General features: G+C 64.6%; 9 protein-coding genes. 7 read left to right on the forward strand and 2 right to left on the reverse strand.

Going from position 1 to position 12453, the window contains the following annotated elements; all coding sequences use genetic code 11:
- The 3 genes from GTP41_RS17890 to GTP41_RS17900 all read left to right on the forward strand — a co-directional run.
- On the forward strand, positions 1–578 hold a 578-nt coding region (locus GTP41_RS17890; RefSeq protein ID WP_229502948.1), incomplete at its 5' end, for an RNA-guided endonuclease InsQ/TnpB family protein.
- 175 nt (positions 579–753) lie between these two features.
- A complete protein-coding gene (locus tag GTP41_RS17895; protein ID WP_161026945.1) occupies positions 754–993 on the forward strand; it encodes an RpnC/YadD family protein in 240 nt (79 codons plus the stop codon).
- Between the two features lie 69 nt (positions 994–1062).
- The gene (locus GTP41_RS17900) at positions 1063–1614 is read left to right on the forward strand and encodes an ATP-dependent Clp protease proteolytic subunit (RefSeq protein ID WP_161026946.1); all 552 of its coding nucleotides are present in this window, start codon (positions 1063–1065) and stop codon (positions 1612–1614) included.
- 50 nt (positions 1615–1664) lie between these two features.
- Here the strand turns inward: GTP41_RS17900 and GTP41_RS17905 are convergent, their stop codons facing one another.
- A complete protein-coding gene (locus GTP41_RS17905; protein WP_161026947.1) occupies positions 1665–1844 on the reverse strand; it encodes a hypothetical protein in 180 nt (59 codons plus the stop codon).
- Between the two features lie 227 nt (positions 1845–2071).
- On the opposite strand from GTP41_RS17905, the gene GTP41_RS17910 reads away from it, so the two are divergent.
- On the forward strand, positions 2072–4837 hold the full coding sequence (locus tag GTP41_RS17910) for a DUF1631 family protein (protein WP_161026948.1): 2766 nt from the start codon (positions 2072–2074) through the stop codon (positions 4835–4837).
- On the opposite strand, the gene GTP41_RS17915 is transcribed toward GTP41_RS17910, so the two are convergent.
- Positions 4834–5304, reverse strand: a complete 471-nt coding sequence (locus tag GTP41_RS17915) for a low molecular weight protein-tyrosine-phosphatase (RefSeq protein WP_161026949.1) — start codon at positions 5302–5304, stop codon at positions 4834–4836. The genes GTP41_RS17910 and GTP41_RS17915 overlap by 4 nt on opposite strands.
- 78 nt (positions 5305–5382) lie before the next feature.
- On the opposite strand from GTP41_RS17915, the gene smc reads away from it, so the two are divergent.
- Genes smc through ligA form a run of 3 tightly spaced genes read left to right on the forward strand, consistent with a single transcriptional unit; the run spans position 5383 to position 12452 of the window.
- Positions 5383–8910, forward strand: a complete 3528-nt coding sequence (gene smc, locus GTP41_RS17920; RefSeq protein ID WP_161026950.1) for a chromosome segregation protein SMC — start codon at positions 5383–5385, stop codon at positions 8908–8910.
- Entirely contained in the window at positions 8910–10073 is a 1164-nt protein-coding gene (locus GTP41_RS17925) for a cell division protein ZipA C-terminal FtsZ-binding domain-containing protein (RefSeq protein WP_161027059.1), read from the forward strand. The genes smc and GTP41_RS17925 overlap by 1 nt, the downstream gene beginning before the upstream one ends.
- A gap of 18 nt (positions 10074–10091) precedes the next feature.
- The gene (ligA, locus tag GTP41_RS17930; protein WP_161026951.1) at positions 10092–12452 is read left to right on the forward strand and encodes an NAD-dependent DNA ligase LigA; all 2361 of its coding nucleotides are present in this window, start codon (positions 10092–10094) and stop codon (positions 12450–12452) included.
- Position 12453: the final 1 nt, after the last annotated feature.

The following is a 12453-nucleotide window of genomic DNA, read 5'->3' on the forward strand; positions in this document are numbered from 1 at the left end:
GCGTGCAGCGCATTCACGCGCGCATAGGTAATGCGCGCAAAGACTTTTTGCACAAGGTGACGAGGGCGATCTGCAACAACCACGCGATCGTCTATATCGAAGACCTGCGTGTGAAGCAGTTGTCGAAGTCGGCTGCCGGCAGCCAAAGCGAGCCTGGGCGCGGCGTGCGCGCCAAATCCGGCCTGAACAAGGCAATCCTCGACCAAGGCTGGTATGAGTTTCGTCGCCAGCTTGCTTACAAACTGGCCTGGAAAGGCGGCTCGCTGGTGGCGGTTCCTGCGCATCATACGAGCCAGACTTGCCCGGGGTGTGGTCATGTCTCGCCCGATAACCGGCGCACACAAGCCAAATTCGCGTGTGTGGCGTGCGGCTATGAGAATAATGCCGATGTGGTGGGCGCGATCAATGTGTTGCGACGCGGTGAAGCAATGATTCGAAGCGAAGGGCGGGACGACGCCCGGTTAGCCTGTGTAGTGAATGGTGTAGTAATGCCGTCAACAGCAGGAACCCTCCGAAGCGGACTATGCCAGCCCACTGCTGGTAGTGGCGCAGCAGGAATCCCCCTCCTTCCCGCGTAAGCGGCGACCGGAGGCCGAGGTGGGGGAGGATGTCAACCGTCGGGCCTACAGTATCGGGTGGGGCCAGCAGCGCATCGTGGATTTTCTCAATGTACTAGACTGGTTAATGCAGTTACCCGGTGAGCAGGAGGCAAATTATCGAGTTTACCTGCGTGACTTGGAAAGGAGTATGAAAATGCCTTATGTACATAGCATGGTGCGTGAGAGCCGCCAGGAGGGCTGGCGGCAGGAAGGGCGGGACGAGGGGCAGCTTGAGGGACGGCGCCAGATGCTGGCGGAGGTGCTGGCCTCGCGGTTTGGCGCGCTGCCGGAGCCGGTGCGCTTGCAGTTGCAGGCTGCTTCGCATGAGCAATTGTCGCGCTGGGCGAGCAGGGCACTGGTGGCGCCAACCCTGGCTGAGCTCACGGGAGCGTGAGCCGGACGTAGCAAGTCGCGCGCCTGCGCTAGAATGGCCTTTCCATCCATCTCGACAAGTGGAGCGACCATGAGCGAAAAAGAAGACAAGTCGGCCTGGTTCACGCTGTCCGGTGACGTAAACAGCGACATGGTGCACCGTGTCTTCGATGCCGTAGCGGATATGACCGAGGACGGCATCGAAACCGCCCACATCCTGATCCAGTCCAATGGCGGCTACGTCAGCGATGGCCTTTGCCTGCACAATTACCTGCGCAACCTGCCGATCAAGATCATCACGTATAACGGCGGGGCGGTGGCATCGATTGCCGTCATCCTGTTCCTGTCGGGCAGCGAGCGCTATGCCAGCGAGACGGCCCGTTTCATGGTGCATAAATCGCACGCCAGCGCGCCGCACGGCGCCCGCCCCGATGCGCTGCGTATCATTGTGGAAGGCCTGCAGGCCGACGACGCGCGCACCGAAGCCATCCTGCGCAAGCATGTCCAGCTGACGGAGGAGCACTGGAACATCCACGCCTATTCAGACCTGCACCTGACTGCCGCCGAAGCAGCCAAGGTCGGTATGGTCAATGAGGTGGCCGACTTCCGCCCGCCCAAGGGCAAGCGCGTCACGAATATCTAAGCGAAAGGGGCCGTGAGGCGACGCTCCCGGCCCCCTGGGCTGCTCGTCGCTTAGCGTTTGCCGCTGCGGCTGGAAGGCGTCTTCTTATCCGTTTTGGCCTGACGGCCAGTGTCGGACTGCTCGTTTGCCGTCTGGGCGCCCGAGCGGGAGCCCTGGTCTGCCGACTGGCGGGCGCCCGAACCAGAACCCGACCCCGAGCTCTGCTTGCTGGATTTTTGCTTGGATTTCATGTCAGCTCCCTTTCAAAAGGATGGGAGCTTCATCATGCTTTGTGCAATAGTAAAGGTGTATCGGAATACAACGGCAAGCCTTGTAGGACAAGCCCCCGCACTATTGTGGTGCGCACTCGACAGTTGCGCGACATCACTGGAAATATTTTGAGATAATTTCCTTTTGCGTATTGCCATATGGAAATAATCTGCGACAATATGGATAACCCTCAAAGTCAGGTTCAATCATGATTCCAGAAACTCCACCATCTGCGGCGCCTAAAAAAGCGGTTACGCCGCGGCATGCGCTTCTGGAAAATCTGATCAGCCTGGTGAATAAGCACATCGGCGAGCAGTTCAGCGAACTCTCGACCAACTGGGCGGCCCGCCTGGTGGATGTGACGGATGCCTCCAACGTCAAGGACATGCAAGCGCGCCTGCGCTCGGGCAACCTGCTGCGCACCGACCATTACGCACTTCTCGGTTTGTTTGCCAAGCAGCTGGAGAGCGACCTGCGTCACGAAATCGCCCAGTTGGCGCCCGGCCAGAAGACCCAGGTGCGCAAGACGGCCGAACCGCTGTCGCTGGTCTCCATGGAAGAAATGGACAGCAAAGTCACCATGGGTAGCTTCAGCAAGGCGTTCGAAACCAAGTATTCCGACGCGCTGGCCACACTGAATGTGCGGCTGGCGTTCCTGCTCGACCGCGATATCCTGCGCATCAACCAGAATCCCTTCCGGCCCGAGGTGTTCCTGGGCGCTTTCCAGCAAGCGTGGATGGATTTCGTGAAGGACGAAGAGTCGAACGAGCTGGTAAAGCCCTTCCTCAAACCGGACGATTTCTTTGATTTCGCGCCGATGCTGGAGGAATTGAACCTGGCCCTGGAACGCAAGGGCGTGGGCCCGGGCTCCGTGGAAAAGCACAAGTCGCGCCGTGCCGATTCGCACGACGCGTCGCAAGCGCCAAACCGCAAGAAGAACCAGCAGGCCGCGCTGGCCGAGCAGCTGCGAAACTTCTTCGCCGGTGCCGGCGATGCGCCAGGCGGCAAGCCTGCGCCGACCGGTTTTGACCAGTTGGGCGACCTGGACCTCTCGCTTCCCACCATGAACGTGGCGCCCGGCCTGTATGGCACACCGGCCCACACTGCGGCAGCTTCGGCGCTGGGCGCCGGCGCGGCGCCTGCCATGGGCGCGGCCGCTCCGGTCGCAGCGGCGCCCGGTTTCCCGGCGCAAGGCATGCCGATGATGGCACCCGGCGCGGTACCTATGCCAATGCCGATGATGGCTGGCGGCGGTGCTGCCCTGCCTCCTGCTGCAGGTGTGATGAGCGGCATGCCTTTGATGAGCGGCGGCGCAATGCCTGCCGGTGCTGCCATGGGCGGCGCCATGCTGACCGGCGTCGCGGTGCCTGGCGTGCCAGGCGGGGTTGCCGTGCCGCCCGGCGGTTGGACCCAGGGCCCGGCACAAGGCTTTAACGGCGGCGCGAACAATGAGGCAGCGCAGCGCGCCTCGCTGCTGTCGGCCAAAGAACCTTTACTGAATTTCCTGGCCCAACTGCAACGCGCGGTGCCGCAAGGCGCGGTCTTCGCCGGTGCCGAAGGCGGTGCCATGCCGGCGGGCGGCTTCGTGACTGGCGCCCCAATGGGGGGCGCGCAGGTGGCCGGCCATGCAGGCGGCGGCCAGGGCATGCCAGCGCCAGGTTCGATCCCGGCCGGCGCCTCGATGGCAGCCCCAGGCTTCGCAGCGGGCGGCGCGATGGGCAACGTCTTCCTCCTGCCGCAGATTAAAGAACAAGCCCCGGCCGGCAGCCTGACGCGCGCCGACGAGGGTACGATCGACTTGCTGTCGGCGGTGTTCGACACGGTCTTCCGCGACCAGAGCATTTCGCCGGAAATCCGCGACCTGATCCGCTTCCTGCAAATCCCGGTGCTGAAGGCGGCGCTGGTCGACAAGAATTTCTTCTTCCAGGAGGCGCACCCGGCCCGCCGCATGATCGACTTGTTGTCGCGCATGGGCTGGGAGCAGCACAAGGACCCGGATGATCCGCTGTACCAGGCCATGCAGCGCAGCGTGGAGAAGGTCAGCAAGGACCACGAAGAGGAAATTTCGGTCTTCACCGAAGCGGTGAACGAGCTGGAAGCGTCGATCAAGGCCGAGGAGGCCGCCGCTGCCGCCGCCATGGCGGAGCCGATTGCCAAGGCCCTGAAGCAGGAAAAGATGTCGGTCGCCGCCAAGTCGGCCAAGGACGCCGTGGCCCTGCGCATCGGAACCGGCGAGGTGGTGGCGATTGTGGAAGCCTTCCTGGAGAACAAGTGGGTCTCGGTGCTGACCATCGCCTACAGCGTGGAAGACGAGAAGCCGGGCGCCGTCAACAACGCCACCCAGACCATGGATGACCTGATCTGGAGCGTGCGCCCCAAGATTACCCAGGACGATCGCCGCAAGCTGATCTCCAAACTGCCGTCGCTGCTGTCCACCCTGAACAAATGGCTGGATGTGATCAAGTGGCAGGATTCGGACCGCCTGCAGTTCTTCGCCGAGCTGGCCGAATGCCACGCTTCCATCGTGCGCGCGCCAATTGAGATGTCGCCTGAACGCCAGGTGGAGATTGCCCTGGAGGTGGCGCAGAAGGATGCCGAGCGCCGCCTGCAGTTGCAGGCGCTTGCCGAATCCGAGGCCGAGGTTCCGCCGCAAGAGGACGACGACGCATCGATCGAAGTGGATAGCCTGGCACGCGGCATGTGGCTCGAGTTCGACGAGGACGATGGTAGCAAGCGCAAGGTCAAGCTGGCCTGGATCAGCCCTTTGAAGACCCTGTATATTTTCTCCACCACCGGGCGGCAGGAGGCGTTTTCGATCTCCGGCGAGGCCATGGCGCAGCACTTCCGCGAGGGTAAAGTGCGCCTGATCCGCACCGAAGGCGTGGTTGCCGCCGCGCTGTCGGTGGCCATGGGCGGCGTGGCGGCCGTCAACGACGAGCACCACGACCTGCCGGCCAACGGTACCTCGGCTTAATCCTTGCGCAGGACGGCGATCAGGCCGTCCGCCGCGTCTTCCACATAGTCCAGCACCATGTCAAAGCCATTGGCGCCGCCGTAGTACGGGTCGGGCACAATGTCGGAGCCGGAGCGGCTGGCGTATTCCATGAACAGCTTCACCTTGTGCCGGTGCTGGGGCGGGCAGGCGCGCTGCAGGATCGCCAGGTTGTCGTGGTCCATGGCCAGTACGTAATCGAAGCGCTCAAAGTCGTCGGCGGCGAACTGGCGCGCGCGTTGGCTGCTTAAATCATAGCCGCGGGCGGCGGCGTGGCGGGTCGAGCGGGCATCCGGCGCGTTGCCGATGTGATAAGCATGGGTGCCGGCGGAATCTATCTCCAGTTGAAGTCCGGCGGCGTCGGCGCGGGCGCGAAAAACGCCTTCGGCGGTCGGGGAGCGGCAAATGTTGCCCATGCACACAAAAAGGATGGCGGTTCTGGTCTTCATTGGTGTTTAGCCTGCTGGTAAGATGGTATTATTAGCCACTTTTTTAACACGTCCCAGCGGGCGAAGTACAGATAAAACGTGCGTCTATCTTCCATTAAATTGTCGGGATTTAAGTCGTTCGTCGATCCTACCAATTTCCAGGTACCCGGCCAGCTGGTCGGCGTGGTTGGTCCAAACGGTTGCGGCAAGTCCAATATTATCGATGCTGTGCGCTGGGTGCTGGGCGAATCCAAGGCTTCCGAGCTGCGCGGCGAGTCGATGCAGGACGTGATCTTCAACGGTTCGACCCACCGCAAGCCGGCAGGTCGTGCTTCGGTTGAACTGATCTTCGACAACCACGAGGGCAAGGCGTCCGGCCAATGGGGCCAGTACGCCGAAATCGCGGTCAAGCGCACGCTGACGCGGGACGGCACGTCCACCTACTACATCAATGGCCAGCCGGTGCGCCGGCGCGATATCCAGGATATTTTCCTCGGTACCGGCCTGGGGCCGCGCGCTTACGCGATTATCGGCCAGGGCATGATCTCCCGCATTATCGAGTCGCGCCCGGAAGAACTGCGCGTGTTCCTGGAAGAGGCGGCGGGCGTGTCGAAGTACAAGGAGCGCCGCCGGGAGACCGAGAACCGTTTGCACGATACGCGCGAGAACCTGCTGCGCGTGGACGACATCCTGCGCGAGCTGAATAACAACCTGGAAAAGCTGGAAGGCCAGGCTGCGGTGGCGACCAAGTTCCACCAGCTGCAAACGGACCAGGACGAGAAGCAAAAGCTGCTTTGGCTGCTGCGCAAGACCGAGGCGCAGAACGAGCAAGCCAGGTACTTCCGCGAGATGGAGCAGGCGCAGAACGACCTGGAAGAGCAGACCGCCAAGCTGCGCAACGTGGAGCTGACCCTGGAGCAGATGCGCCAGGCGCACTTCGCCGTGGGCGACCGCCTGCACCAGGCGCAGGGCCACCTGTACCAGACCAATTCCGAGATCGGCAGCCTGGAGGCGCAGATCAAGTTCGTGATCGAGTCGCGCAGCCGTTTGCAGCAGCAGCTGGCAACCCTGACCGCGCAGCGCGACCAATGGCAGCAGCAGGCGGAGGACTATTCGTCCCAGATAGCCGAGGCGGAAATCAACCTGGAAGAACTGTCGGCGCGGGTGGAAGAGGCGCGCATGCTGGCGGAGCAGAAGGGCGAATTGCTGCCGGTGCTGGAGCAGGAGTGGCGCGAGGCGCAAACCAAGAGCACTGAGTCGCGCGCCCGCATCATGCAGGCGCAGCAGCAGCTGGAGCTGGAGTCGGCGCACCAGCGCAATGCTTCCAATATCCTGGCCGGCCTGGCGACGCGTAAAGAACGTTTGCAGCAGGAGAAGGGCGGGCTGGCGCTGCCGGATTCGTCGCACCTCTCCAACCTGAAGCTGCAGCTGGAGGAAAAGCAGCAGTCGCTGGAAGAGCAGAATATGATGCTCGAGGAGGCGCTCGAGCAGCAACCCAAGCTGGAGGAGGAGCGCCAGGCGGCGCAGGCGGCGGTGCAGTCGGAATCGGCCGCCACCCACCAGCTGGAAGCGCGCCTGAATGCGCTGCGCCAGTTGCAGGAGCGGGTGCAGACCGAAGGCAAGATCGTGCCATGGCTGCAGAAGCACGAGCTGAATGAGCTGCCGCGCCTGTGGCAGAAACTCGATATCGAGGAGGGCTGGGAAACCGCGCTGGAAGCGGTCCTGCGCGAGCGCACCTCGGCGCTGCAGGTCTCGAATATCGAATGGGCCAAGCATTTCTTCAGCGACGCCCCGCCGGCCAAGCTGGCGCTGTTCGCGCCTGCCGTCGCGGGCGCCCCTGCGGCCCCGGCCGACGCCGCGCTGCGCCCCTTCCTTGACCTGCTGAAACTGAACGACCCCGGCCTGCGCGGCGTGCTGCAGGACTGGCTGCACAACGTCTTCCTGGCCGACGACAACGCCAGCGCCTTTGCCGCGCGCGCCACGCTGCCGGCGGGCGGCTGCTTCGTGACGAAACAAGGCCACATCATCACCCAATCATCGGTGCGCTTCTATGCCGCCGACGACGAGCAAGCCGGCATGCTGGGCCGCCAGCACGAGATCGACAACATCACCAAGCAACTGCGCGCGCAATCGATGCTGGCCGAAGAGGCCCGCAGCCGCGCCGTGCGCGCCGACGCCGCGCTGGGCAACCACAGCCGCCTGCTGACCGAACTGCGCGCCAAAGTGCAAAGCCTGACCGCCAGCGTGCACACCTTGCAGCTGGAAGTGGTCAAACTGTCTGAAATCGAAGCCCGCTTCAACCAGCGCAGCAACCAGATCGAAGCCGACCTGGCCGAAATCGCCGCGCAGGAAGAGGAGCAGATGCAGGTCAAGCTCGAATCCGAAGAGAAGTTTGAACAGCTCGATATGGAGCTGGGCAACCTGCAAGGCGAACACGAGGACGGCCAGACGGCCTTCATGCTCAAGGAGCAGCGCCTGGCCGATGCCCGCGAGAACCTGCGCGAGCTGGAACGCAAGGCGCAGGAAGCCGAATTCGCCGAGAAATCCGGCCGCAACCGCATCGACGAACTGCGCCGCAACATCGCCACCGCCACTGCGCAAGTGGCGCAGGTGACGGAAAGCCTGCGCGCCGGCCAGCTCGAACTGGAAGGCCTGGAATCGGGCGCCGCCAACGAAGGCCTGCAAGAGCTGCTCGACCGCCGCACGCAGCAGGAGCGCGCGCTGGCCGACGCCCGCCATGAGTTGGACCAGATCACCCAGCAGCTGCGCCAGCACGAAGACGCCCGCATGCAAAACGAGCGCAGCCTGCAGCCGCAGCGCGACAAGATCACGGAAATGCAGCTGAAGGAGCAGGCCGCGCGCCTGAACCAGGAGCAGTTCGCGCAGCAACTGGCCGAAGTGCAGGCCGACGAAGCCGCGCTGGCTGAAAAGCTGCACCCGGAGATGAAGGCCTCCTACCTGCAAGGCGAGGTGACGCGCCTGACCAACGCCATCGCCGCGCTGGGCGCCGTCAACCTGGCCGCGCTGGACGAACTGGCGACCGCCTCCGAACGCAAGAACTTCCTCGACGCGCAGAACCGCGACCTGATGGAGGCGATTGCGACCCTGGAAGACGCGATCACCAAGATCGACAAGGAAACCCGCGACCTGCTGCAGGACACCTTCGACCGCGTCAACCAAAGCTTCTCCGAACTGTTCCCGATCCTGTTCGGCGGCGGTCAGGCCAAACTGATCATGACCGGCGAGGAAATCCTCGACTCCGGCGTACAGGTCATGGCGCAGCCGCCCGGCAAGAAGAACGCCACCATCCACCTGCTGTCCGGCGGCGAAAAAGCCCTGACCGCAACGGCCCTGGTGTTCTCCATGTTCCGACTGAACCCCGCGCCATTCTGCCTGCTGGACGAGGTGGACGCGCCACTGGACGACGCCAATACCGAGCGCTTCTGCCGCATGGTCAAGCGCATGTCGGACCAGACCCAATTCCTCTTCATCTCGCACAACAAGATTGCGATGGAGATGGCCAATCAACTTATCGGTGTGACGATGCAGGAACAAGGTGTATCGCGCATCGTGGCGGTGGACATGGAATCCGCCGCATCCTTTGCTACTGAGGCTCAAGCCGCATGATTACAGATCTTCAACTGAGTTTGCTCGCCGCCGGCGGTGTATTTGTCGTAGGCGTGATTAGTTATAACAAATGGCAGGAACATAAGCTGAAGAAGCGCGTTGAACGCGCGTTCGACGGCCAGCACGACGACGTGCTGATGCGCCCAGAAGGCGGCGCACGCGCCGAACCCAGCTTCCACATGGACGACGTGCCGATGCCGGACGCCGGCTCCGGCGCTTACGGCGTGCCTGAGCACCTGGGCGGCCATGTCGGCGCCGTGCCCGCGCCCGGCATCATGCCGGACAACGACGCCACCGGCGGCAGCGCGGCAGGCGTTGCCGGCGCCCCGGTGCGCAGCGCCGACGCCGATGTGCCGGTGGAAGAGCTGGCGACCTGCCTGGTCGACCCGCTGATCGACTGCCTGCTGCCGCTGGAGCTGGAAGCCCCGACGCGCGGCGAAAAGCTGCTGCCGGCGCTGCAAAAGCTGCGCTTTGTCGGCAACAAACCGGTGCACTTTATCGGCCTGGCCGTGAGCGGCGACTGGGAGCCGGTGCGCCACGGCGTGGTCTACACCAAGTTGCAAGGCGGCGTGCAGCTGGCCAGCCGCAGCACCGCGCTGAACGAACTGGAATACTCCGAACTGGTAACCCGCCTGCGCAGCGTGTCGGACGAAATCGGCGCCGAGCCGCACATCCCGGACATGATCGAAGTAATGCAGGACGCCAAGAACCTGCACCGCTTTGTCGCCAACCACGACGCCCAGCTGGGCGTCAACCTGGCCTCCAACGGCGCGCCATGGAATATCGCGACCCTGCTGGGGGCGCTGGAAAAGCTCGGCTTCGACGTGCGGCCGGACGGCCGCTACGCGATGCCGGACGGCGAGGGCGGCCACCTGTTCACCCTCTCCACCAACGTGACGCTGGCCGAGGAGACCACCTCGCGCCTGACGCTGCTGCTCGACGTGCCGTGCGTGGCGCCGGCGCGCGACGGTTTCGGCTCCATGATCGCCTGCGCCAAGAACCTGATGGCGCGCCTGGACGCGACCATCGTTGACGACGCCAACCAGCCGCTGGCCGACGAAACCCTGGCCAGCATCGCCGGCCAGGTGAAGGAGTTCTACGACGACATGGCGGGCTCCGACATCCCGGCCGGTTCCACCCGCGCGCTGCGCCTGTTCAGTTAAGCAGGTTGGCAACAGAGCATGAGCATCACCAACAACGCAACACCCGCCGCACGCGCCGCCTGGCTGACGGCGGAACTGAACCGCCACCTGCACGCCTACCACGTGCTGGACGCGCCCACCATTCCGGACGCGGAGTACGACAAACTGTTCATGGAGCTGCAGGCCATCGAGGCCGCGCACCCTGAACTGCAAGCGCCCGATTCGCCGACCCTGCGCGTCGGCGCGCCGCCGCTGGACGTTTTCGCCTCGGTCACGCATGCCGTGCCGATGCTGTCGCTGAACAACGGCTTTAACGACGAGGACATCGAGAACTTCGACCGCCGCGTGCGCGAAGGCCTGGACGCGCTGGAAGTCGAGTATTCGACCGAGGCGAAATACGACGGCCTGGCCATCAGCCTGCGCTACGAGGACGGCGTCTTCGTGCAGGCCGCTACGCGTGGCGATGGCTATACCGGCGAGGACGTCACCGCCAATGTCCGCACCATCCGGGGCATTCCGCTGCGCCTGGCCACCGACACGCCGCCGCCGGTGCTGGAAGTGCGCGGCGAGGTGCTGATGTTCAAGGCCGACTTCGCCGCCCTGAACGCGCGCCAGCGCGAGCTGGGGCAAAAGGAATTCGTCAACCCGCGCAACGCCGCCGCCGGCGCGTTGCGCCAGCTTGATTCGCGCATCACCGCCCAGCGCAAGCTGAGCTTCTTCGCTTACGGCATCGGTGAGCTGACTGGCGCCGAACTGCCAGCCACCCACAGCGCGCTGCTGGACTGGTACGCCCAACTGGGCTTGCCGGTGAGCGCGGAACGCGATGTGGTACGGGGCAAGGAAGGCCTGGCCGCCTACTACGAGCGCATCGGCAAGGCGCGTCCGGCGCTGCCTTACGAAATCGACGGCGTGGTCTACAAGACCAACCGCCTCGCCGACCAGCGCGCGCTGGGCTTCGTGTCGCGCGCGCCGCGCTTTGCGCTGGCCCATAAATTCCCGGCCGAAGAGGCGTTGACCACGGTGCAGGCCATCGAGGTGCAGGTCGGCCGCACCGGCGCCATCACCCCGGTGGCGCGTCTGGTGCCGGTGTTCGTGGGCGGCGTGACCGTTACCAACGCGACCCTGCACAACGAGGACGAAGTGCGCCGCAAGGACGTGCGCGTAGGCGACACCGTGATCGTGCGCCGCGCCGGCGACGTGATCCCGGAAGTGCTGGCCGTGGTGCTGGACAAGCGCCCCATGCCGGAACCGGCAATGTGGGCGCTGCCCGCCGCATGCCCGGTGTGCGGCTCGCACGTGGTGCGCGAAGAAGGCGAGGCCGTGGCGCGCTGCTCGGGCGGCCTGTTCTGCTCGGCCCAGCGCAAGGAGGCGATCCGCCACTTCTGCGGCCGCCGCATGATGGATATCGAAGGCCTGGGCGACCGCTATATCGACAACCTGGTGGAGTGCAACCTGGTGCACGGCGTGGCGGACCTGTACCGCCTGACGCTGGACGACCTGCTGAAAATGAAGCGCATGGCCGACGAGCGCGACGGCACCACGCCGGACACCGCCGCCCAGGGCAAGGTGCCGACCAAGTGGGCCGAGAACCTGCTGGAGGCGATTGCCGCCGCCAAGAATCCGCCGCTGGAACGCCTGCTGTTCGGGCTCGGCATCCGCCACGTGGGCGAATCGACGGCCAAGACCCTGGCCGACTGGCTGGGCCGCCTGGATCTGGTGCGCCGCGCGCCGGTCGCGCTGCTGCGCGTGCTGCCTGATATCGGCGGCATCGTGGCCGAGTCGATCGCCGACTTCTTCGCCGAAGCACGCAACCAGGAAGCGCTGGACGCGCTGCTGGCAGCGGGCGTGGCGCCGAAAGGCGAACATGCGCCGAAGGCCGCGCTGCGCGAAAAGCTGGAGCCGGTGGCCTTGCTGGCCGCCCTTGGCATTCCCAAACTGACCGAACCGCGTGCGCGCCAGCTGGCCGAGCAGGTTGACCAGGTGAGCCCGGGCGCCACGCTGCTGGCCCTGGCCCACCTGCAGGTGTTCAATGTCTTCGGCCTGCCGGCCGCTGTCGCCGAAGCGCTCGACGCGTGGATGCGCGAGCCGGGCAACCGCGAGGCGCTGGTGGCGCTGCACGAACTGCGCGAAGACCTGCTGGCGCAGTTGCCGCAGGCGGCCGAGACGGAGGGCGCCATGGCCGGCAAGACTTTCGTCCTGACCGGCACGCTGTCCACCATGAGCCGCGACCAGGCGCAAGCCCTGATCGAGCAGGCGGGCGGCAAAGTGTCCGGTTCGGTATCGAAGAAAACCTCGTATGTGGTGGCCGGGGCCGAGGCGGGCAGCAAGCTGGCCAAGGCGGAAGACCTGGGGGTCACCATTCTTGATGAAGCGGGCTTGCTCGCGTTGCTGGGAGCTTGAA

The sequence above is a fragment of the Pseudoduganella guangdongensis genome (genome assembly GCF_009857475.1).
GTDB lineage: Bacteria > Pseudomonadota > Gammaproteobacteria > Burkholderiales > Burkholderiaceae_D > Rugamonas > Rugamonas guangdongensis.